The 20,632-nt window shown below is 73.5% G+C and carries 21 protein-coding genes; 6 read left to right on the top strand and 15 right to left on the bottom strand.

Going from position 1 to position 20,632, the window contains the following annotated elements:
• Positions 1-217 precede the first annotated feature (217 nt).
• The 3 genes from VM95_RS42485 to VM95_RS12810 form a co-directional block, all read right to left on the bottom strand.
• The gene (locus VM95_RS42485) at positions 218-391 is read right to left on the bottom strand and encodes a hypothetical protein (protein ID WP_157882084.1); all 174 of its coding nucleotides are present in this window, start codon (positions 389-391) and stop codon (positions 218-220) included.
• A 111-nt stretch (positions 392-502) separates the two neighbouring features.
• Complete coding sequence (locus tag VM95_RS42480; protein WP_045695649.1) at positions 503-907, bottom strand: YybH family protein; 405 nt, start codon at positions 905-907, stop codon at positions 503-505.
• Between the two features lie 187 nt (positions 908-1,094).
• Positions 1,095-2,222 carry an FAD-dependent oxidoreductase gene (locus VM95_RS12810; protein WP_045695646.1) on the bottom strand — a complete coding sequence of 376 codons (1,128 nt, stop codon included), beginning with the start codon at positions 2,220-2,222 and terminating at the stop codon, positions 1,095-1,097.
• Between the two features lie 130 nt (positions 2,223-2,352).
• Between VM95_RS12810 and VM95_RS12805 the strand changes: the two genes are divergently transcribed.
• Positions 2,353-2,946, top strand: a complete 594-nt coding sequence (locus VM95_RS12805) for a TetR/AcrR family transcriptional regulator (protein WP_045695644.1) — start codon at positions 2,353-2,355, stop codon at positions 2,944-2,946.
• A gap of 53 nt (positions 2,947-2,999) precedes the next feature.
• Here the strand turns inward: VM95_RS12805 and VM95_RS41455 are convergent, their stop codons facing one another.
• On the bottom strand, positions 3,000-3,845 hold the full coding sequence (locus VM95_RS41455; protein WP_045695640.1) for a hypothetical protein: 846 nt from the start codon (positions 3,843-3,845) through the stop codon (positions 3,000-3,002).
• The gene (locus VM95_RS12795; RefSeq protein WP_157882083.1) at positions 3,764-4,696 is read right to left on the bottom strand and encodes a caspase family protein; all 933 of its coding nucleotides are present in this window, start codon (positions 4,694-4,696) and stop codon (positions 3,764-3,766) included. Before VM95_RS12795 ends, VM95_RS41455 begins: the two co-directional genes overlap by 82 nt.
• Positions 4,697-4,911: 215 nt before the next feature.
• Between VM95_RS12795 and VM95_RS12790 the strand changes: the two genes are divergently transcribed.
• On the top strand, positions 4,912-5,616 hold the full coding sequence (locus VM95_RS12790) for a hypothetical protein (RefSeq protein ID WP_157882082.1): 705 nt from the start codon (positions 4,912-4,914) through the stop codon (positions 5,614-5,616).
• 34 nt (positions 5,617-5,650) lie between these two features.
• Here the strand turns inward: VM95_RS12790 and VM95_RS12785 are convergent, their stop codons facing one another.
• The 4 genes from VM95_RS12785 to VM95_RS12765 all read right to left on the bottom strand — a co-directional run bounded on the left by VM95_RS12785 (position 5,651) and on the right by VM95_RS12765 (position 9,251).
• On the bottom strand, positions 5,651-6,112 hold the full coding sequence (locus VM95_RS12785; RefSeq protein ID WP_045695631.1) for a hypothetical protein: 462 nt from the start codon (positions 6,110-6,112) through the stop codon (positions 5,651-5,653).
• Positions 6,113-6,150: 38 nt separating this feature from the next.
• On the bottom strand, positions 6,151-7,845 hold the full coding sequence (locus VM95_RS12780) for an alpha/beta hydrolase (protein WP_052707332.1): 1,695 nt from the start codon (positions 7,843-7,845) through the stop codon (positions 6,151-6,153).
• A gap of 3 nt (positions 7,846-7,848) precedes the next feature.
• On the bottom strand, positions 7,849-8,238 hold the full coding sequence (locus VM95_RS12775) for a WXG100 family type VII secretion target (RefSeq protein WP_045695629.1): 390 nt from the start codon (positions 8,236-8,238) through the stop codon (positions 7,849-7,851).
• A 254-nt stretch (positions 8,239-8,492) separates the two neighbouring features.
• Positions 8,493-9,251, bottom strand: coding sequence for an ArsR/SmtB family transcription factor (locus VM95_RS12765; RefSeq protein WP_244178745.1), 759 nt, complete (start codon positions 9,249-9,251; stop codon positions 8,493-8,495).
• Positions 9,252-9,316: 65 nt separating this feature from the next.
• Here VM95_RS12765 and VM95_RS45465 point away from each other — a divergent pair, with 65 nt between their 5' ends.
• The 3 genes from VM95_RS45465 (at position 9,317) to VM95_RS12745 (ending at position 12,331) form a co-directional block, all read left to right on the top strand.
• Positions 9,317-10,618 carry a hypothetical protein gene (locus VM95_RS45465; RefSeq protein WP_167352914.1) on the top strand — a complete coding sequence of 434 codons (1,302 nt, stop codon included), beginning with the start codon at positions 9,317-9,319 and terminating at the stop codon, positions 10,616-10,618.
• On the top strand, positions 10,615-11,415 hold the full coding sequence (locus VM95_RS12750) for an isocitrate lyase/PEP mutase family protein (RefSeq protein WP_045695624.1): 801 nt from the start codon (positions 10,615-10,617) through the stop codon (positions 11,413-11,415). The genes VM95_RS45465 and VM95_RS12750 overlap by 4 nt, the downstream gene beginning before the upstream one ends.
• Before the next feature lie 178 nt (positions 11,416-11,593).
• The gene (locus VM95_RS12745; RefSeq protein ID WP_045695622.1) at positions 11,594-12,331 is read left to right on the top strand and encodes an SUKH-4 family immunity protein; all 738 of its coding nucleotides are present in this window, start codon (positions 11,594-11,596) and stop codon (positions 12,329-12,331) included.
• Positions 12,332-12,473: 142 nt separating this feature from the next.
• Here VM95_RS12745 and VM95_RS12740 read toward each other — a convergent pair whose 3' ends face one another.
• The 4 genes from VM95_RS12740 to VM95_RS12730 form a co-directional block, all read right to left on the bottom strand.
• The gene (locus tag VM95_RS12740; protein WP_157882081.1) at positions 12,474-12,827 is read right to left on the bottom strand and encodes a Pepco domain-containing protein; all 354 of its coding nucleotides are present in this window, start codon (positions 12,825-12,827) and stop codon (positions 12,474-12,476) included.
• Between the two features lie 137 nt (positions 12,828-12,964).
• Positions 12,965-13,129, bottom strand: coding sequence for a hypothetical protein (locus VM95_RS42475; RefSeq protein WP_157882080.1), 165 nt, complete (start codon positions 13,127-13,129; stop codon positions 12,965-12,967).
• A gap of 123 nt (positions 13,130-13,252) precedes the next feature.
• Entirely contained in the window at positions 13,253-13,540 is a 288-nt protein-coding gene (locus VM95_RS12735; protein WP_052707331.1) for an alpha/beta fold hydrolase, read from the bottom strand.
• A gap of 108 nt (positions 13,541-13,648) precedes the next feature.
• Positions 13,649-14,863 carry an MFS transporter gene (locus tag VM95_RS12730; protein ID WP_244178744.1) on the bottom strand — a complete coding sequence of 405 codons (1,215 nt, stop codon included), beginning with the start codon at positions 14,861-14,863 and terminating at the stop codon, positions 13,649-13,651.
• Between the two features lie 74 nt (positions 14,864-14,937).
• On the opposite strand from VM95_RS12730, the gene VM95_RS12725 reads away from it, so the two are divergent.
• A complete protein-coding gene (locus tag VM95_RS12725; protein ID WP_244178743.1) occupies positions 14,938-15,507 on the top strand; it encodes a CGNR zinc finger domain-containing protein in 570 nt (189 codons plus the stop codon).
• Positions 15,508-15,553: 46 nt separating this feature from the next.
• Here VM95_RS12725 and VM95_RS12720 read toward each other — a convergent pair whose 3' ends face one another.
• Both VM95_RS12720 and VM95_RS12715 read right to left on the bottom strand, forming a co-directional pair.
• Positions 15,554-20,035, bottom strand: a complete 4,482-nt coding sequence (locus tag VM95_RS12720; RefSeq protein WP_045695614.1) for a caspase family protein — start codon at positions 20,033-20,035, stop codon at positions 15,554-15,556.
• Positions 20,036-20,116: 81 nt separating this feature from the next.
• Entirely contained in the window at positions 20,117-20,599 is a 483-nt protein-coding gene (locus VM95_RS12715) for a nitroreductase family deazaflavin-dependent oxidoreductase (RefSeq protein ID WP_045695691.1), read from the bottom strand.
• Positions 20,600-20,632: the final 33 nt, after the last annotated feature.

The raw sequence follows: 20,632 nt of genomic DNA, 5'->3' as shown, positions 1-20,632 counted from the left end.
CCCACGCCCCCGCAGCGCCTCACCCAACTGCTCGACATCACGCGGGACAAAGCGCAGCGGCGCATCGTCGTACGCACTGGCCCCGATCAGCAGCGCCGAGAATCTCCCCACCCGGGCCGTCCCCCACCCACCCAACGATCATGGCAGCGGGCCGACTTCGACGAATCGACCGCCGCCACAGGATAGCCTCGGCGGGGCCGCTCCCGCAGAGCCCTCGTCAGGCGGCCGTCTCCGCGAGGACCGAACCGATCGGCGTCGGGGCGAGGTTCAGGACCGTCGCGCTGACCGGCGCGTCGAGGATGCTCGGACGGTCGTACAGGTAGAGCATTTCCGGGAACTCCGCCATCACCGAACCGGCCCGGCCGATCCGCTCCAGCTCGGCCCTCGCCATGTGCGTCAGCTCCGGGAGGACGGGCCTCACCCCCAGCGCGTACCGCGTCGCCTTCAGCCGGCGCCCGGGGGCACGAGGCTGATCAGCGCCGGTTCCGCCTCCGGCGGGCCCTCACCGGTCGGCGGACGTGATCCGAGTGCCCTGGGCGGAGACGAGACGCCATCCGGTGGCGGAGTCCTTCGCGAACACGTGGGTGTAACGGCTTCCGGCAACGAAGCCGGTGCCATCGGAGTTGACGAAGTTCATGCCGGTGCGCCCGACGACGATGCCGACGTCGCCGATGCGGCGAACCACGGCCTCCTCCGGGAAGGACTCGATGGCGGGGAAGGTGACGGCCCCGGCGGCGACCGCGTCGAGCAGTGCGGACCGGGGGACGACCGAACCGTCCTCGACACCGACCAGGAGGAAGTCGTCCGCCAGCAGCTCGCCCAGACGGGCCGCGTCGCCGGCGACCAGGGCGTCGAAGAAGCGCCGATCGTGCTCGATCAGGGCCGCGCGGTCGCGAGAGTCAGTCACGGTGGGTTCCGCTCTGTGAGGGCCGGTGAGGGCCGGTGAGGGCCGGTGAGGGCCGGTGAGGGTGGTGCGGCTGCCACGGGTGTGCGACAGCGGCGCTTCCTCGACGCTATGCCTTGACGTGGACGTCAAGGCCAACCGGCCGACCCCTGTTCGCGGATGTCGTGCCGGCTCAGGCTCAGGCTCGAGCTCAGGATGCCGTCGCGGGAACGAGGTGGTCGAGCCCCTGCGCACTGCCCGTCGCGGCCTCGATCGAGCGCGGCAGCATGACGCCCTCGTAGGCGCGGACGGCGTCGTCGATGCCGGGTTCGGTGACGAGGGCGTGGGCGAGGTCGGCGCCTTCCAGCATGGCGAGGTTGGCGCCCAGGCCGACCGGGGGCATCAGGTGCGCGGCATCGCCGAGCAACGTGACGCCGGGGACGTGCTCCCAGGTGTGCGGAGCGGGCAGGACGTACAGGGGGCGGTTGACGAACGCGCTGTCGCCGTTGCGCAGGATGTAGCGCAGGCGCTCGTCCCAGCCGTCGAACATCCTCAACAGGTGCGCCCGCACCGCCTGTTGGTCACCGAGGTCGACACCGGCGGCAGCGTGCCAGTCCCGGGGCTCGCGGAGCGCGATGTAGGCGCGGATGTGGCCGTTGCTGTTGCGCTGGGCGACCAGGGTCCTGCCGATGCCCTTCGCCAGCATCGATCCGTTGCCGACCAGCCGCGCGAGGTCGGGGTGGCGGGTGTCGCAGTGGTCGAATCCGGTCTCGACGAAGGTGACGCCGGTGTAGCGGGGTACGGCGGGCGACAGCGCCGGGCGGATCCGCGACCAGGCGCCGTCCGCGCCGACCACCAGGTCGAAGTCCTCGGTGGCGCCGTCCCCGAACCGCAGCCGGCAGGTGCCGTCCGGCAGCGGCGTGGCCCCGGTGACGGCGCGGCCCCACCGCACCGTGCCCTCGGTGAGCGAGTCCAGCAGCAGTCCGCGCAGTTGGCCGCGGTCGATTTCCGGGCGTCCGCCGCCGTCTGCGCCGGCGGCGGGCGGCCCCTGATGCGCCAGCAGGGCGGCGTCGGCGAAGTCGAGCACGCGCCACTCCTCCCCTTCGGGGCGGGCGAGGGCCTGGAACCGGTCGAGGAGCCCCGCCGCCCGCAGCGCGGCCTGACCGGTGTCGGCGTGCAGGTCGAGGGTGCCGCCCTGCGGGCGGGCGTCGGCGGAGGCCTCGCGTTCGAGGACGGTGACGGAGCGGCCGTGCCGCTGCAGCACCCGGGCGCAGGTCAGGCCGCCGAGGCCGGCGCCGACGATCGCGATGCGGGGGCCGCGGGCAGGGGTCGGGTTCATGGGAGTGCCCCCAGGGAGGTGAGTAAGCCGCCGGGAGGTCCGGTCCGGCTCCACCAAGAAAGCACACTCACTCAAAAAGTGCAACGGCTCAACTTTTACAGTCGATGCACCCCTGCGATATGGTGGACGAGTGACCGAACCGACCGGGCGCCGCGAGCGCAAGAAGGCCCAGACCCGCCAGTCCCTGGCCGACGCCGCACTCGAACTCTTCCTCGACCGCGGCTACGACCAGGTCGGCGTCAAGGACGTCGCCGACGCCGCCGACGTCTCGGTGACCACCCTGTTCAAGCACTTCCCCAGCAAGGAAGCCCTGGTCTTCGACCAGGACGACGACCTGGAAGCCGCACTCGTCGCCGCGGTGCGCGACCGCGCCCCCGGCCGGTCGATCCCGCAGGCGCTGCGCGAGCACATCCTGCTGGCCCGGACCCAGCTCGCCGTCCACGCCACGGACCCGCGGTTCGCCGACTTCACGCGCATGGTGCGGGAGACCCCCGCGCTGCGCGACTACGCCCACCGCATGTGGACGCGCCACGAAGCCGCCCTCGCACTGGCCATCGCCGAGGCCGTCGGCGCCCCCGAGGACGACCTCGGCTGCGCAGCCCTGGCCCATTTCGCCCTCGAAGCCCGCGGCCTCATCCTCCGACACCCCGAACCACACCGCGCCGCCGACGAGGCCTTCGCCCTCCTCGAACACGGCTGGACGGCCTCCCACCCGGGCAGCTGACACCGCCCTCGCCGGGACGCGGGCCGGTCGGCCGGAGCCCGAGCGGCTGCAGGTCAGCGCTTCGGGCGGAACCAGCGCGGGGTCGGCGGGGCGTCGGGCGGGAGCTCCCCGGTCGCGACCGCGATGCGCCGCAGTACCTTCTCGTTGCCCTCGGCCGTCAGCACCGACCTGATCGTGTCCAGGTCCGCCCGGCGCGTCTCCGCGGCCACCGCGACGGCCCTGGCCAGATCCTCGCCGAGCTGGCGGGTGCGGCGGCCCAGCAGGTGCAGGAAGTGGGCCACGTCCTCGCTCGGACGACGCTCGCAGAAGCCCTCGGTCAGCCGGTCACGCACTTCGGGCCCCACACGCTCCGCGGCCAGTCGGACGAGCAGCCGCACCGCGTCCGAGGCGCTGGCTTCCGTGGTCGCGAGCTCGTCGAGCAGCAGCTCGGCGGCACGCCCGTGCCCGGCGTCCAGCAGATTGCCGATGAGGACGGCCGTGGTCCCCGAGCCCATGGTCGCGCGGGCGATCAGCCCTGCCGCTTCCGGCCAGAACACCGGCCCGTACGGCCACGGGGAGGCCTCCAGGAGTTCGCCGACCCGTGCGGCCGGCTCGAACGCGAGGAGCGCGTCGACGATCCCCTCTGCGTCCTCGGCCTGCCCTCGGTTCATCAGTATCTGCAGCACCGTGTCGAGTTCGGACGCCGGCCTGACGGCGGCCAGGAGCCGCCGCAGCTCCGCCAGGGCGGGCTGACTGGCCGGCCCGGCGAGCCCGGCCAGCAGCTCGGCCACGTCCTGCGACGGCCGGAACAGGACCGCCGTCGCCAGGAGCGCCCTGGTCAGCCTCGGCAGGGCGAGGAGCTCGGCAACCGGGCGATCGGCGCCCGACGCCACCAGGGCCGCCGACCGGTCGATCTCCACCGGAGAGGCGGAAAGGCCCCGGTACCAGGATCTCCGCAACTCCGCCAGCCGGCCACCGCGTCCGGCGGCTGGGTCAGCACCGCCGCGCCGCCTGCACCGCGCCCAGGCCACCCGCCAGGCCACTCAGCCGCCTTCCGGTACTCGCGGTGCAGCGCGCTGACCCGCTGCTGCACACCGGCCCGCAGCTCGTCCAGGTTCAACGGCCCCTCGTGCGAGACCAGCACCTCCCGCACCGCCCGCGAGAACAGGCTGAACGACCCGTCACCCGCCTGTGCCGTCGACTCGCCGGACGCCACGAAACGCGCCAACTCCCCCGGCGCACACGCGTACAGCCGCGCGACCTTCCGACTCGCCACCGCCCGCATCTTGCTCGGCGACCACCCCACCGGGGGCCCCATCGCATCCCGGATCCCCTGCCGACACGCATCGACCAGGAACAACACCTGCGCCGCCGGGGTCTCCTGCAGCTCCTGCTTCCAGTCGATCGCGATGCACCCCTTCCACAACGGCCGCTGCTCGGGGTGGATGTCCTCCGGAACCAGGTAGTCCTGCCCGTCCACATGCGTACCGTGCCCGCTGAGGCCGATCAGCAGCCGCTCCCCCGGCTCGGCACGCGCCAGGAACCCGACCACCTCACCATTGACGAAGTTCGCCGTGACTGGCCAGCCCGCCGGAGGCCGGGGCAGCTCGACCCGCACCCCACGCCGCTGCAAAGCCGCACGCAGCTTCTTGAGGTCCCGCAGCACGAACCCGAGCGGCGCCTCGTCGTACGCGCTGGCACCGATCAGCAGCGCCGAAAATCTCCCCACCAGGGCCGTCCCCCACCCACCCCAACGATCATGCCAGCGCACCGACTTCGACCATCGACCGCCGCCACAGAATAGCCCCCGCCCCGGTCGGGTGACCGGCCGCGGTGACGGGTGGTCCACGGCGAATCCGCCTCCGATCCGGAGTCCGTGCAACAGCGGGACGACCGGACTGCGACGAATCCGAGACACCCCGGGGCCTTGTCGGCCGGCCCACCGCAGCGGACGCTGGAGGCACCGGTCGCTGACGGGGGTGAGCGATGAATCGCGTTCTGGGTGCGGTGTGTTCAGCGGCGGTCCTGGTCGTCGCGGTGACGGCGTGCCGCCCCTTCGGCACCGCGCTCCCCGAGCCGGCCCCGCCGTCCGCCCAGTGGATCCTGGACGCCGTGAGCCCGGAGGACGTACGGCCACCGCGCTGCCCGAAGCCGACGCTGGCGACCCTGGCGGTGCTGGACGACGACGACCGTTCCTGGGCGGAGGCCTTCTGGCTCGTCGACGACGTCGACGTCTGCTCCGTGGCCATCCACAACCTCGACACCCACTGGATGACCGTCGCCTTCACGTCCATCGAGGGCCTGACCATCAGCAAACCGACCGCCGAGAACGCGATGCCGAGCGTGGACTCGTACGTCTTCACCGCCTTCCACGGAGCCGTGAACGACGTCCGGGTGAGCCCCGCCTCCGCGTACGTCGTCGGCCCCGTCCACACGCGGACGGTCGTCCTCGGCTACGACGAGATCGTGACCTTCGTCGGCTACCACGTCCGCCTGCCCCAACCCGGCCAGTCCGTCCCCCTGGACCTGTGCACCGCACCCGACCAGTGCCGCGACGCAAGCCTCGACGGGCCGCCCACCGACTTCGCCCCGACCACCCCACCCGCCCCGGTCAGCGCCCTTCCCCCGCATCGGTCCGGCTCTCGGGATCTCTCGGACACCTCGGCAAGGGCCCCACGCCACCGACTCTGACGGTGGCGTGCGGCCTGGAGCGAGGGTTCGCGGGTCAGGCAGGTGGGGTGCCGTTGGGCCAGACGCAGGGGGAGATGACCTCCAGGCTGAAGGTGCGGCTCGTGTCACCCGCACCGTCCAGGATGGCGACGAAGCCGTCCTTGGGGTTCTTCAGCTTGACCCAGCCGATATCGCCGCCGGAGTCCGATGCCAGTTGGAAGCCCCGTCCGGTGAGGTAGGTGCGAAAGGCGGCTGCTGCTTGCGCTCTGCCGGGCAGGGGAAGGTCCTCGAAGGTGGCGGAACGCCAGGTCTGCTCCCGGCCGTGCGGGCCGTTGTCGTTGGCGCCGCATTCCAGGTCGCTGAATGAGCCCGAGTTCGACCTGGGCTTGATCGGCAGGTTCGCCAGGATGTCCGCCTGGTAGCTGTCGATCTGCTTCCTGGCCTGGGCGAGCGTCATGGTGGGATCCTGCAGCGGGTTCGCCCCGCAGGCGTTCAGTGCCATCGCGGCGATCGCCACGAAGAGCGCGACCGCTGCCCGAATGGACTGTGATCGCCTCACGACGGCGCCCTCCAGACCGGCTCCCCGGCGATGATCCTGCCGAAGTAGGGGAGGGCGGCGGAATCGCGATCCCAGTAGTCAGAGTGGCCCTTCTCCGGGGTGGTGGGAAGAACTTGCGCGCCGAAGTCGGGGACGGTGGTCTGTCGCCCGTGAATCAGGTGGTGGTCGCCGGTTCCCACGCCGAATTGGTTGGCGTAGGACTCGCCGATGTTGCTCGCCAAACCGGAGGCGTCGAAAGGAGGTACGAAGCCGATCGGGTCGTGCTGACTCTGTGCCGCGAACACGTGGGACGGATCGATTTGTAGATCCTTGGCGTGTTCGACACCGCAGCCCGGGCTGCCGACCAGGACGACGTTGTCGACCGGAAGGCCGTGGTCGCGCATGGTGTAGCCCACGGCCGTGGTGCCATAGCTGTGGGCGAGGACGGTGTTGTTGGACGGCTTCCCTTCGTGTGTGGCGCGGAGCCCGGTCTCGAAGCTGCGCAGTTTGTCCTCCGCGTTTCTCGCGTACTTGTCGTCCGTGGCCTCGCCGAGCGTCTGCGGAGCGTCGTAGCCGACCCAGGTGATCGACGATGTGGTTTTCGAGTTCTTGCTTGCCCTGTTGGCGGAGGCGACCATCACGTCCGACCGCTCGATGTCGCTGTTGAGACTGCTGCCGAGGCGCGCTCCGGTGCCGGGGACGTAAGTCGAGACGTTGTCGGCGGTGTCCGGGTTGTTGACCGCGAGGATGGCGTGACCGTGGCCCTTGGTGTCGAAGCCCAGCAGGAACACGGGAGGATGGTCGGCGTCAAGCTTGGTGTCCATCCTGTTCTCAAGGCTCTTGACGCCCTTCAGCTGGTCCTCAAGGAGGTCCTTCTTCCTCTTCCACTCCGTGTAGTCGGGGTTCTCGACGGGCCCGCCGTTGGACTCCGCGACGCTCAGCATCTTCTTCGGCTCAGGGCCGAGGCCATCGAGCTGGCGCTGGAGGTCCTGCTTGCCGCGCTGGAGGTTGATGCGGTTCGCCTTGTCCCGGGCGACGGCGGGGACGCCGTCGAGGCCGCCGATCTGGTCGGGGTGGTCCTGGATGAAGTTCTGCTGCTCGGTGTCGGTGAGGTTGGTCCACCACTGCTTGACGCTGTTCGGGTCGGTCCCCGCGGCGGGTATCTGCTCGCGGGCGGTCTGGGCGGCCTGGTCCTTCGCCGCCGTGGCGGCGTCCAGGCCGGTGCCGTTGCTCGCGTTGGTCGCGAGGTGGTTCAGCCGCGCGCTGATCTCCTGGTCCGCGTGGTCGGCCTCGTTGAGAGCCGCCGCGATGCGGCCGCTGATCGCGATGGCCGCCTGCTCCGCACCGGCGCCGGCGTAGTTCGGGGACGTGGGCTCCTTGTCCCACGTGATGGCACCGTCAGGAGCCACTGTGAGCTTCGAGGTCTTGGCGTCGTCGAGCGCATTGACCAAGTGGGACTGAGCCTTCGCGAGCGCCTTGCTGACGAGGTCGAGTTCCTGCTTCGCGGACTGGAGCTCGGCGCCCAGGAGCCGGATCCGGGCATGGGCGCGGTCAGCGGCGGTTCCGGTCCAGTGCGAGTGCGCCAGCCGGTCGGCAACCTCGTGCTGCCAGCTCTCCACGTGCTGGCCGAATGCTGTGTAGAGCTTGTCGAACGCGTTCTTCGCATTCGTGATGTTGTTGATGTTGGCGTCGTAGAGCGTCTTGATGTCCATCGACTACTGGGCCTTCCCACCAGCCGGGGTCAGCACGGTGCCGAAGGGATCGGGTTCGTCCGGAGTCACCGCACCACTACCCTGCCCCTTGAAGTGCCCGTGGACGTCCTTCTCGACCTGCCGGTAGTAACCGGCCGAAGTGGCGAGCCTGGTCCCGACGTCACTCATGTCACCGGCGAGCTTGTCCAGTAGCGTCTTCCAGTTCGCGCCGCAGTCATGCACCGCAGTGGCCGTGCGCCAGCCCTTCAACGTGCCGGCGGCCTGGTTACACGGATCGGTGAGCTTCGAAGTCTCACCCGGAATCAGACCCCCGATGTGCTGCGCACTCTGTCCGCAGCCGTCTAATTCAGCCGGGTTGACCTTTAACTCCAAGGCCAGATCAGGATCTGCCATGCGTTCCCCCCTGGTCGGGCCCCGAGACGCCTCCCAGGGCCGCATTCAAGATGTGATCGTGTGTCGGATAGTAATCGACTGCTCTCTCGTCGCGATCGGAGGGGGGTTCGAAATGCACGGGGCGCAGGCCGAGTTCATGAACGCCGCCAGTGAAGATCCGTGGCCCGGCGTGCTTCCCGGGTCCCAGGTGTCACGGCCGGCGAACGCGAAGGGAATCCGCGCCGGCGAGCAGCCGAAGTCCAGCAGCGCCGCGGTCAGGTGAGGGTGATGCCGAACAGGTCCTGGAAGGCGTCGGCGCCGGGGCGGGTGATCCGGAGGGCGCGGCCGATGCCGATGGGTTCGAGCCAGCCGGTGCCGAGCGCGTGCGCGCGCAGTGCGGCGCCGAGGACGCCGGCGAGGTGGGGGCGGCGTTCGGTCCAGTCGAGGCAGCTGCGGACCAGCGGGCGGGAGCCGCGGCGCGTCCCGTCCAGGTCGATGCCGATGCCGGCCAGCCAGGTGCGGCCCGGTGCGGTCACGGCCAGGCCGCTGTCGTCTGTGACGACGCCGCGGGCCAGCAGGGCGTCCGCGAGGGCGACGCCGAGGGCGCCGGCCAGGTGGTCGTAGCAGGTCCGGGCGCGCGCCTCGGCGCTGCGGCGGACGCTCTCCCGCAGGTTGCGCGGCCGGGGTGCGGGGGCGGACAGCTCCGGGGCGGACGACGCCGAGGCGAACGCGGCCAGCTCCTCGACCAGCGCGGCGGTGCCGGGCCCGGCGAGCCGCAGGTAGCGGTGACGGCCCTGGCGCTCCTCGACCAGCAGCCCACCGGCGACCAGCCGGGACAGCTGCTCGCTCGCGGTCGACGCCACCACGCCCACGTGGTGGGCCAGTTCGCCCGCCGTCCAGGCGCGGCCGTCCAACAGGGCGAGGCAGATCGCGGCACGGGTGGGGTCGGCCAGCAGCCCGGCGAGCCGGGCCAGGGGCTGCGCGGACATGGATTGCGCGGAGCTGGACTGCGCGGACGTGGGTTGCGCGGGCATGGGTCCATCATGCCCCGGCCACGGTTCGGCGTCCGCCGAAGTCTCCCGCACCTAGCGTGGGCCGCATGACGATCTCCGACCCGTCCGCCCTCCCCTCCCGCGTCACCGGGTACGCCGACGCCCGCGCGGTGCTCGACCAACCGCTGCTGGTCCCCGAACCGGCCGCCGACCCGGCGGACACGCCCGCAGGCTCCCTGGCCTGGCTGCGCGCCACGGTCGCCCGCTTCACCGGCGACGGGCAGACGCACGCCCGCCGCCGCGCCCACGCCGTCGAGGACCTGGCCGCCCTGGACCCGCGCGACCTACGGCAAGCGGCCGCCGGCTCGGCGGTCGGCGCGGACGACCGGCACACGGTCGTCCGCGTGCTGGCCGAGCAGCTGGGCCTGCCGGAGCCGGACGCCGTGGCCGCCGCCGTCCTGACCGTCTCCGCCGGATACTTCGGCAGCGCCCTCACGCCCGCCCAGGGCCGGGCCGCCGACGAAGCCGTCTCGCGGCTGCTCGCCCTCACCGCCCGGGAGGACGACCCGCGGCCCCCGGAGGCCGCCGCCCAGCGGATCGGCCTGCTCGTCCAGGCCTGCGACGCGACCGCCCGCCTGGTCGAGCACGCCCGCCGCGCCGCGCCGGACGGCCTCCCGCCGGGCGGCGCGGACGCCCTCCTCGCCGAGGTGCTGCGCCAGGACCCGCCGGTGACCGCGCTGCGCCGACGCGCGCTGGCCGACGTCCGCGTCGGCGCGCTGGACCTCCGCGCGGGGGACGTGGTGCTGATCGACGTCACCGCCGCCGAGCCGGACGCCCCCGCCGAGTGCACCCCGCTGGCCTTCGGCGCGGGCCCGCACCACTGCCCCGGCCGGGCCCAGGCGATGGCGCTGGCCGCCGGCCTGCTGGAGCGGGACGACCCGGCCCGGCAGATCACCGAGGCCGTCGCCCGGGTGCTGGACCTCGCCGCGACCTGGACCGCCTGGGACGGACGACCGCTCGCCGTGGACGGCCGCGTCTACACCCCGCACAAGGCGATCCGCCGGGTCGCCGACCATCTCGTCGACCACCTCGCCGAGTTGGAGGCCCGCCTGGCCGGCCAGGAGCCCCAGCCGGACCACTGGCACGCCTCGGCGACCACCACCCCGGCCGACCTCGCGCCGTTCACCGCGGAGGACCTCGACGAGGCGCGCAGCCGCCTGGTCCGGCTCGACGGCATCTGGGCCGACCGCCTCCGGGCGCTGAGCGACGCGCAGTTGGACCGTTCGCCCGGCCGGGGCTGGTCCTTCCGGCTGCTCGCCGCGCACGTCGCCGGCTCGCTGGACTACTACGCCGGGGCGGTCGGCCGTCTCGGCGCCACCACCGACCTTTTCCGCAAGGAGCAGTCATGAACACCGCCGATCCCGCCGCCGCCTTCCACGCGCTCCACCACCGTCCCGGCGCCCCGCTCCTGCTGCCGAACGCCTGGGACCACGCCTCGGCGGCCGCCCTGGCCGCGGCCGGCTTCGCCGCGATCGGCACCACCAGCCTGGGCGTCGCCGCCGCGGCCGGGCTGCCGGACGGCGCCGGCCGGACCCGCGCCGAGACGCTGCGGCTCGCGCGCCGGATCGGCGGCGGGCCCGCCCTGCTCTCCGTCGACATCGAGGGCGGTTTCAGCGACGACCCGGCCGAGGTCGCCGACCTCGCGGCGGAACTCGCCGAGGCCGGCGCGGTCGGCATCAACCTGGAGGACGGCCGCGCGGACGGCACCCTCACCCCGCCGCACCTGCACGCGGCGAAGATCACCGCGGTCAAGTCGGCCGTGCCCCGGCTCTTCGTCAACGCCCGCACCGACACCCACTGGCTCGGCGGGGCCCGCGCCCCGGAGACGGCGCCCCGCCTGGCGGCCTACCAGGACGCCGGCGCGGACGGCGTCTTCGTCCCCGGCCTGACCGATCCGGCCGCCATTGCGGGCGCGGTGGCCGCGACCGCCCTCCCCCTCAACGTCCTCGCCACTCCGGACGGCCCCTCCCTCACCCAGCTCGCCGACCTCGGCGTCCGCCGGGCCAGCCTCGGCTCCCTCCTCTTCCGCCTCGCCCTCGGCGCAGCCGTCGACACCGCCACCCACCTGCGCACCCACGGCTCGCTCCCCCGGACCACCACGGCCCCGGCCTACGCCACCGTCCAAGCCCTGTCCCCCCAGGGCTGACCACCGCCCATCCACACGCTCGCCCGTTCATCCGAACGGTGGACGGGCAGGGTCGGGCGGACCTCCCTGCCCCGGGCGAGGTCCGCCGGCTCCTCCGGTGACCGAAGTGCCCCGGCGCAGCGACCCCGCCGGCAGATCACTAGAGTGACGCGACGGTCACAACCGGGGGAGCAGCGCGGTGGAGGCGGAAGACGTCGCGGAGTTGGCCCGGCGCGCGTTCGGGGAGTGGGCGCTGCGCAAGGTCGCCCCCGAGTGGGCGGCCGCGCGGATCGGCCACGAGCCCACCCGCCGGCTGGTGACCGAGCTCGGGCTGCCGCCCCAAGGGCCGGGCTTCTTCTCGCTGGACCTGCACGAGGACCAGCGCCGGCCCACCGTCCGGGAGCGCTTCGAGGACCTCGCGCCCGGATCGCTCGGCACCCGGCTCTGCACCGACTTCGGCCACTACCTCTACCTCGGCGACTTCAACGGCGAGGACATCCTCCTCGACCCGGAGTCCGGCCGGCTCTACTGGTTCCGGGGGCCGCACGAGAACGTGGAGCGGATCCTGGTCAACAGCGGCGTGGCCGAGTTCCTGACCTTCCTGGCCCGGATCGAGCTCCACCGCATCGTCGACGGCCGCCCCTTCGAGGAGTTCCGCGAGGGCACCGACGAGGAGTACGCGGCCGCCCTGCGGTCGGTGCTCAAGGGCGTCATCTTCGGTGTGCGCGAGGTGGACCGGGCCGTCTTCCCGCCCAAGGGGGACGACGACGGATTCGAGTCCTTCTGGTACCCCTGGCTCATCGACCACGCCGACGAGGACCAGGCCTTCGACTCCTGGGCCTGGAACCGCCACTCCGCCGAGTACTTCGCCGCCCGCGGCATCCACGACCTCGCCACCCGCGAACCCCGACACCCGGTGGACCTCGCGCTCACCTGATCCGCCACCTGATCCGCCCCGCCCCGGGGTGGGGCGCGTCAGCGCCTCCGGCGGAACCAGCCGGTCGGCGGGGGCGGGGGCTCGACGACGATCTCCGCCGAGAATCTCCCCACCCGCCCGTCACTTACCGATCACTTGCCGATCACTTGCCGAAGACGAAGGTGATCCCCCTGGTCCCCTGGATCTCGGACGTGCCGACCAGCTGCACGCCGCCCTTGGCCGACACCTCGAAGCTCAGCTGCACTTCCTTGAGCGGCAGCGGGCCGCCCCGGTCGGCGATCCGCTCGAACATCGCCTGCAGGGAGTCGACGGTCTGCTCCAGGTTCGTCCGCAGCGTCCCGATCGGGATCCTGCGCAGCACGGCCTCCCGGTCACGGCGGAACAGCCCCATGCTGTCGCCGTCGCCCTCGGCCTCCTCCTCGGCCTCGGTCACCCAGAACACCAGCGACTCGGACCCCGCACCGATCTCCGGCTCGTCCACCATTCCCCCAGTCACCCCAACGATCATGTCCGCGCGTCGACTTCGACGATCGACTGCGGCTCAGAATAGCCGCTGCACGCCCTCCGGTCAGGCGAGTCTCGCCGAAGCCGGCTCGGCCTGCCCGGGTGGTGTCCACGCCCGACACGACGAGGTCAGCGCGCCCGGTCCTCGTCCGCCGCCCCGAAGAAGGCGCGGAGCTCGGCGTCGGCCCCGGCCCCGGGCCGTACCACGTGGTCCAGCAAAGGGGCGACGAGCCGGCGCGGCGGCAGGCGCAGGAAGGCGGGGGCGGTGCCGGTGCCCCGGATCGCGGTGAGCATGGCGGAGCCGAGCCGGCCGTGCGCGAGTTCGTCCTCGTAGCGGGGCAGCCAGGAGGTCGGCGTCGAGCCGTCCGATGCCGGGCACCGTCAGGGCGGCGCGGAGGCAGACGAGCGCGCCCGAGCTCAGGCGAAGACGCGTTCGGCGCCGCTGTGCCCGACCAGGGCGGCGATGTCCTCGCACTCGGCGGCGAGCCCGTATCCGGCGCCGGCCAGCCCGCTGAGCCCGCGGCCGCGCCGGTCGGGCACGTACGCGGTGAACGTGCCGGCCGGGGCCTCCGCCAGCCGCATCAGGTTCTGCGCGGCCTGGCCGCCGCCGTGCACGAGGAGCACGGCAGGGCCGCTGCCGAGCTCGCGGTACCCGATCACCGTGCCGTCCCGGGAGACGACCGATCCGGTCCGGAAGGCTGTCATCGCACCGGCTCCGCCCGCGCGTCCGGGGGTTCCGCTGCCGGGTTCGAGGCCTCGGTCGGCCGCACCGGGTTCATGCGCACCAGTCTGGACCGGCCCGCCAGCCGCGTGTCACTGCGATCCGGGCGAAAGCGTAGGAGAGTTGATGCCCCGCCGGACCGCCCGACCCGGCGTCACCCCGAGGTGCAGGGCGCCGAGCAGCAGGCACAGCGCGGCCATCGCGGACCAGAGCGCGGTCGTCCCGGCGTGGCCGAGGAGCTGGGTGCCGAGGACGGGCGCGAGCGTCGCGGCGAATCCCCAGCTGAGGCCGAAGACCGCCAGGTAGCGGCCGGTCCCGCCGGACGGCGCGAGGTCGGTGACGAGTGCGTAGATGCGGCCCATGACGAGCAGGTCGCCGAGGCTCCACACGGCGGCCGAGGCGAGCAGCGCCGGCAGGGTACGGGCGAGGGCATAGCCGGTCAGACCCACGGCCAGCAGGAGGTGGGCGAGGGCGAGGGCCACGGGTGTCGCGAGCCGGGTCGTCCAGGGCAGCCGGACCAGCGGCTGGGCGAGGACGTTGGTGGCCGCGGCGGCGGTGAACAGCAGCCCGGCGTCCGCGGCGGGCCGGCCCTGGTGGACGAGGGCGAGCGGCAGGGTCAGGACGGTCTGCTGGTTGATCAGGGCGTAGGCGGTTCCGGTGGCCAGGGCGACCAGGAGGGCCCGGTCGCGCAGCGGCCGTACGGCGGCGTCGCCCCGCTCCGACGAGGCGGCTGCGGGCGGCGCCGGACGGTCGCGGGGCAGGGCCAGCCGGATCAGCAGCGCGCAGGCCAGGCAGGTCGCGGCGTCGGCGACGAAGAGCCAGCGCAGGCTCCGGCCCGCGAGCAGGGCGGCGAGCAGTCCGGCGCCGATGCCGCCCGCGGCGAGCACGGCGCTGAACAGGCTGAACGCGCGCACCCGGTGCCGTGCCGGGACGGATTCGCCGAGGATCGCCTGGCTCGGCGGTTCGTAGAGCTCGAAGGCCAGCCCGAGGAGGACGGCTGCGGCGATCGTCCAGGCGAGCGAGGTGGAGGCGGCGATCGCCAACTGGGCGGCGGCGCAACCGCAGAGGCCGAGCAGGATGGTGGTCCGGCGTCCGACCCGGTCGGCCAGGCGGCCGCCGGCGAGGCGCGACGGGATGGTCGCGAGCCCGAAGGCGGCGCTGACCAGCCCGGCGACGGTCAGGCTCGCGCCGCGGCCGGTGGAGATCAGCGCGGTGAGGAAGGGGAGCGAGAAGGCCCCGAGCCGGTTGACGAACCGGGCGAGTAACAGCAGCCGGACGGAGCGGGGCAGCGGTTCGGGGCGCGACACGGCGCCTCCCATCACTGGTGAATGAGCTAATGTCAGTGACGCACACCGTAGGCAGGCGAAAGGTAACCGGTCAAGTGCTCTTCGACAGTCACATGCGCACCCTGCTCGACGCCTCGGTCGCGCTCGTCAACGCGCTGACCGACGGCGAAGCCCGCGGCCGTAGCTACCTGGCCCCCGAAGGCGCCGAGCGGGTGGGCGCCGTCCGCGCGGCCCTCGCCGCCGGGGCGGACCTCGGCCCCGACCAGGCCGACCGGCTCGCCGCCACCGCCCGTACCCTGCGCGCCGTCTTCGAAGGCGCCGCCGCCGACCGCCTCGACGACGCGGCCCTCGCCCTCAACACCCTGATCCGCGAGACCGGCGCCCACCCCCAGCTCCGCCGCGCCCCCGGCGAACCGTGGCAGGTCCACTTCCACGGCTCCGACGACTCCTACGCCACCGGCTGGAGCGCCGGCTGCGCCACCGGCCTCACCATGGCCCTCGGCGGCGACTACGGCGGCCGCCTCGGCGTCTGCGCGGCCCCGCGCTGCGACCGCGTCTACGTCGACACCTCGCGCAACGCCGGACGCCAGTTCTGCTCGACGGCCTGCCAGAACCGGGTCAAGGCGGCGGCGTTCCGCTCCCGCCGCGCGAGCGGCGAGGCGTGACCTTCCGCGTCGCCGACCAGGGGTGAGGTCCGCAGGCCGCCCAACCTCAGGACCGCCACCAGAACCGCGGCGTCTTCGGCACCTCCCCGCCCGCCTTCCCGATCTCGGCGCTGAGCCGCTTCCACACCTCCCGGCTCCCCGGCCGGTCGACGGCCGCCCTGACCACCGGCAGCCGACGTCCGGACATGTCGGCGGCCAGGCTGGCCGCCGTCACCGCGATCGCCGTCCGCACGTCCGCGTCCAGTCCGGCGGTGCAGTGCAGGTGGCGCAGGAATTCACCGGTCGCCCAGCCCGAACGGCTCCGGCAGAAGACGTCGACCAGCCGACCACGGACGGCGGGCCCCACACCGCCGGCCGCCAGCTCCGCGACCAGGCGCGCCGCCGACTCGCTGTCGCACACCACGGCCGCCAGCTCGGCGACCAGCCGCTCGGCGGCCCGCTGGTGCCCGGCCGCGTCCAACCTGACGGCGGGCCAGGCCGAGGCCTCCCCGTTCCGGGTCGTCATGTCGACCAGTCTCGACGCGACTCCCGGCGCCTGCCCGTTCGTCCACGGCGCGGCCTCCAGGACTCCGGCGAGGCGGGCCAGCGGCTCGCCGTAGAGGAGCTGGGTGGTGATCCGGAACTCTTCGATCCGCCCCCGGTTCATCAACGACTCGACGATCCGGACGAGTTCATCCGCCGGCCGCGCCGCGGCGAGGACCTTGCACAGCTCGGCCACACACCGCTCGGCCTCGTCACCGCCCAGCGTCGCCAGCGCGTCCAGCAGCGCGACGGCGTCCTCGGGCGGCCGGTGGAGGACAGCCGTCGCCAGGGCCACCCTGGCCCGCCCCGACGCCGCAGCCACCGCCGGAACCGAGGCGACGAGCTCGGGGACCGGACGATCGGCCCCCGCCGCCCGCAAAACCGCCGGCCGGTCGATCTCCGGGAAGCTCTCGGACAGCGCCCGGTACCAGGCCCCCAACTCGGTGTCCGGGGGCACCCTTTCGAGCAGGAGGGCCGCTAGTCCGAACCGGCCGAGTCGGTGCAGACCGGTCCAGATCGCGACGGCGTGCTGCGCCGTCGCGAGAGTGCAGAAGAGGAAGTAGAGCAGATCGTGCGACGCCCCGCCCCGAACAACTCCTTCCAGGAGCGCGATCCCCTCCGCCGGGGCCAGGGTGCCGGACCGGTCGAGCAGGACCGCCGGTGCCGCCCGCCCCTGCCCGTCCACGGCGAGGAGCAGGTCGCCGATCGCCGCTCCCGAGCCGGACCACGGCGCGGCCTTCAGCACGTCCCCGGCCAGCGCGTCCTGCCCCCGGCCGAACAGCTCGACCAGCAGGGCCCGGCACCGGTCCTGGTCGACCCGGTGGCCCAACCAGTCGGTGAGCCCCGACGCCCCGCCCACCATGCCGGAGAGCCGGACCAGCGCGTCCGCGACCTCTCCCGGCGGCCGTTCGCCCGCTGCCCGGCAGGCCGCTGTGTAGTCCTCCGCGCTACCACCTCGGAAGAACGCCACAGCCGCGCCCGCTTCCTCCGGCGTCATCGCGCGCAGCACCGCGTCGCGCACCCGCTCCGCCTCGGGCTCGCTGCCGGAACTCCGCAGCTTCGGCAGCAGGTTCCAGAGCCGCATCGCGTCACCGACCCGACCGTTCGCGAACACGGCCACCAGGCAGTGGGTGGCCTGGCCCGACCCGTCCGCCCGAGCCGCTCCGAACAGCCAGGGAGCGTTCGCCCACACCACCTCGGCGACGCAGCGGGCCACCGCGCGCTCGGGGTTCGCGGCCCGCAGGCTCGCGATCCGCGTCAGTGTCTCCGCGAGCGATCCCGTCTCCAGGTACGTCCTCACCACGCCGTCCACGCCCGACGTCAGCGCCTCCTGCGGCCGGGCGTCCAACCCGAGCAGCAGCTCCGCCGCCCACGCGGGCGTGCGTCGGGCCACGGCCTCGGTCAGCAGGTGGGCGGCGCCCTGGTCGACCATCGACCCGCCGGCCCGGGCCAGGCACTCGGCCAGCGCGGCCACCTCGGCGGCCGACCACTTCTCGGCGGCCTCCTCCAGCACGTACCTGCCCAGACCGGGGCTCGGGCCCGTCAGCAGCAGCGCGGCCAGCCCGGTGACGGACGCCGTATCCCGCGCGGCGCAGACCCGGTCGAGCAGGGACCGGGCCTGCCACCCGTGCCCCTCGCCCGCCAGCCAGACCGCGAACCCGGCCTGCCGTTCCACGTCCCCGCCCTCGGCGATCTGCCCGAGCAGCAGCCGGGCCCCGGCGTTCCAGTCCCGTGCGGCGAGCTCGGCGAGCATGCCCCGCACCTCGTCGTCGCCGTGGGCGAGCAGGCCGGACGCCAGCTGCGCGCCGATCCGCCCGCGCAGGGCCGGGCGGCCCGGCATCTCCACGAGTTCGGCGTACGCCTCCGGCAGCCGGATCACCGACGCCACCCGCTCGACCAGTGCGGGCCGGTCCTCGTCCCGGGCGCGCTCCACCATGGTCAGCAGGTCGGCCACCGGGCGGGTGACCTGGACGGCTCGGCGGAGGTCGACGAGTGCGGCGCCGAAGCCGTACCGGTCCAGGGCCTCGGCCAGGGCGTCGAGCTCCGTCAGCGAACAGGACTCCGCCAGCACCGCCACGGCCTCGTCGACCAGGCGGTCATCGCTCTCCCCCGCCACCCGGAGGAAGAGCGCCGCCTCGTCCACGGGCGCCCGGCGCAGCGCCGCCCAGAGGGTGTCGAGCAGCCCGGCCGGTCCGTCCGTCCTGAGCAGGCCCGCCAGCGCCGCCGCCTCGAACGGACGGAAGGGCTCGACCGCCCGCCCCAGGACGGCCCGGACGTCCTGCTCCGCGCCCACCGCGTGCAGGCGCCGCAGCAGCGCGTGCAGCCGCGCGGGGGCGAGTCGCACCGCCTCCGCGTACACCCACCGCAGGTGGTCCGCCAGGCCCGACGCCCGCAGCGCGTCCGGCAGCAGGTGCCCGTCACCGCGCAGCGCGACGGCGCTCTCCAGGACCCGTACGGTGTCCTCCTCGCCGCCACCCGCCCGTGCCGCGGCGACCGCCAGCCACGCGACCAGCCGATCCAGTGCCCCACCGGCGATCGCCGCCAGCACGGCGTCCCGGTCCCGGTCCCGCCCGGCCGCGGCCAGGACGACCAACAACTCTTCCAGCGCCGGCAGTTCACCGCCCTCGGCGGCCTCCAGCACCAGTCGGGCGGCCTGGTTGCGCAGGCCCGCCGCCTCCAGCGCGGCCAGCAGGTCCGGCAGGTCCTCCAGCGGCCGCGCCGCCGTCAGCAGCAGCTCCGCCGTGGCGGCGCGGTCGGCGTCGTACAGGCTGCCGACGAACCCGGCGATGTCCGGCGCGGGCAGGCCGCCCACCGCCCGGACCACCGCCGCCCGCAACGGCTCCACCAGCTCGGACGGCAGGCCGTCGTCCGCGAGCAGCAGCGCCAGCAGGTCGCCGGCGGCGCGGGCCGCGACCGCCGACTCCACCATCCGCCGGGCCAGTTCGGCCTGGCCCACCCCGTGGACGGCGGCCGCCAGCTCGACCAGCGCCTCGACGGGCCGCAGCCGCGCCGCCGCCGCCCACATCGCCTCCACCGCCCACCCGGGCAGCCGGTGGCTCAGTTCGAGCAGCGCGGGCGCCGGGCCTCCGGTCGCGAACTCCTCCAGGTACTCGGTCCGCCCGGAGGAGAACACCTGGTAGACGACGTCCGCCGCCAGCTTCGCGTAGTCCGTGGCACCCGACTGCGGTTCCGGGATCGGTTCGACCGACAGTTCCACCGGGACGGCCTCCGCCACCTCCGGCACCTCGGCCGTCCGCCGCGCCTCCACCACCACGAACTCCGACTGGACGACGTCGGTGAGCAGCCGGACCGCCTGGGCCGCGCCGCTCCGCCCGGTCTCGCGGTGCAGCACCTCGACCTTCACCTGCACCTGTTCGCACAGCTGCTGCAGGTCCAGCGGCCCGTCGTGCGCGACCAGGACGTCGCGCACCGCCCGCGAGAACAGGCTGAACGAACCGTCGTCCTGCGTCCACGACGGCTCCGCCGCCGGCGCGAAGCGCGCCAGCTCCCCCGGCGAACACGCGTACAGCCGCGCCACCTTGCGCCCGGCGACCGCCCGCACCTCACCCGACGCCCAGCCCACCGGGCCCGCCATGTAGTCCCGGACACCCTGCCGACACGCGTCGATCATGATCAGCACCTGCGCGGCCCGGGTGCCCTGCAGCTGCTCCTTCCAATCGATCGCCACACAGCCCGACTTGTACTGCACCTCCGGGTGGATGTCCTCCGGCACCAGGAAGTCCTGCCCGTCGATGTGCGTCCCGTGCCCGCTGAGGCAGATCAGCAGCCGGTCACCCGGCCGCGCCCGCTTCAGGAACCCGTTCACCTCGCCGTTCACGAAGTTCGCCGTCACCTGGCGCCCCGCCACCGGCCGGGGCCGGAGGACCTCCACCCCGCGCTCCCGCAGCGCCTCGCCCAGCTTCTCCAGGTCCCGGTGCACGAAGTGCAGCGACTCGCCCTCGCCGTAATCGGCGGCCCCGATCAGCAGCGCCGAGAATCTCCCCACCCAGCCCGTCCCCCACCCACCCCAACGACCGGATCAGCGCCCCGACTTCAGCGATCCACCATCGCCACAGGATAGCCCCGGTCATTCCGGTCCGAGGGCTTCGAGGGCTTCGAGGGGTTCGAGGGCTTCGAGGACGAGGACCGGGATCACGCGGTGGGTCCGCTCCTGGTACTCGGCGTACGGCGGGTACGCGGCGACCGCGCGCCGCCACCACCGGGCCCGCTCGTCGCCGGTGACCTCACGGGCCGTCATTTCCCGCTTCTCGGGGCCGTCCTGGAGGTCGACCTGCGGGTTGGCCTTGAGGTTGAAGTACCAGTCCGGGTGGCGCGGGAAGCCCTCCTTCGAGGCCACCACCGCGTACCGCCCCTCGTGCTCCACCCGCATCAGCGGGAGCTTGCGGATCCGGCCGCTCTTCGCGCCGCGCATCGTGACGATGACGACCGGCAGCCCCGTGTCCCACAGCGTCGTGCCCTGCGTGCCGCCCGAGCGCTCGTACAGCTCGACCTGCTCGCGGATCCACTGCTTCTGCGCCGGATTCGGCTCGTACTCGCCCTCAAGAGGCATCGCCTTCACCCCACTCTCCGCCGACACCTCCCA

Origin of the sequence: Streptomyces rubellomurinus (genome assembly GCF_000961885.1) — a bacterium.
Lineage (GTDB): Bacteria > Actinomycetota > Actinomycetes > Streptomycetales > Streptomycetaceae > Kitasatospora > Kitasatospora rubellomurina.
This window is presented reverse-complemented; position numbering and strand designations above follow the sequence as displayed.